We start from the raw sequence: 1,034 nt of genomic DNA, 5'->3' as shown, positions 1-1,034 counted from the left end.
GCACCACCCGAGCATCCTCCAGGTCGGCGGGAAGTTGTACCTGATGGGCAGCGCGATGGACGGCACCCAGTCGCTGACCATCACCCCGCTCTCCAACCCGTACACGATCAGCGGCGCGCGCCGCACGATCTCCCAGCCCACGCTGTCCTGGGAACGCCAGACCGGCGCGGTCAACGAGGGCGCGGAAGCGCTGTACCACAACGGGCGCACGATGATCGTGTACTCGGCCAGCGCGTGCTGGGGCCCGGACTACAAGCTCGGCCTGCTCACCCTGACCGGCACCGACCCGCTCAACCGGGCGCACTGGACGAAGTCGCCCAACCCGGTGTTCCAGCGCAACGACGGCAACGGCGTGTTCGCCCCCGGCCACAACGGGTTCTTCAAGTCGCCCGACGGCACCGAGGACTGGATCGTCTACCACGCCAACGACTCCGCGTCCGGCGGCTGCGACATGAACCGGTCGACGCGGGCGCAGAAGTTCACCTGGAACTCCGACGGCACGCCCAACTTCGGCACACCGGTCCGGCTCGGCACCACCCTCACCGCACCGTCCGGCGAATGAGACTCCCCGGGGCGGGTGTCTCCCGCCCGCCCCGGGCTCCCCGCGAAAGGCACACGGCAGATGCTGCAACGACGCACTTTCCTCGCCGGTGGGGCGGCCGCGGTCGCCCTGGCGGGCACGAGCCGGCTCGCCGCGCTCGCCGCGCCGGGCGACTCGGCCTACGTGATGGGGTACTTCACCGAGTCCCCGAACAAGGTCGCGGACCGCTACGCCCTGCACCTGGCGGTCAGCGCCGACGGGCTCGACTGGACGCCGCTCAACCAGAACAACCCGGTCGCCACGCCCACGGCGGGCACCGGCGGCCTGCGCGACCCGTTCATCATGCGCAAGCAGAACGGCGGGTTCATCGTCCTGGCGACCGACCTGGCCGGCACCGACTTCACCCGCCAGAACCAGTACATCCACGCCTGGGACTCGGCCGACCTGCGTTCGTTCACCGGGTACCGGCGGCTGAAGCTGCACTCGATGCCGA

1 protein-coding gene and 1 pseudogene are annotated in these 1,034 nt (G+C 70.3%); both read left to right on the top strand.

The genetic code is table 11. From position 1 onward, the window contains the following. The coding region (locus AB0G02_RS42100; RefSeq protein ID WP_360806753.1) for a family 43 glycosylhydrolase at window positions 1-562 on the top strand (562 nt) is incomplete at its 5' end. Window positions 563-622: 60 nt separating this feature from the next. Further along, window positions 623-1,034 (top strand): annotated as a pseudogene (locus AB0G02_RS42095) (alpha-L-arabinofuranosidase); the annotation flags it as partial.

Source organism: Actinosynnema sp. NPDC023658, assembly GCF_040639995.1.
Lineage (GTDB): Bacteria > Actinomycetota > Actinomycetes > Mycobacteriales > Pseudonocardiaceae > Actinosynnema.
Note: the sequence above shows the minus strand (reverse complement) of the source record. Positions and strands in the feature narration are given on the sequence as shown.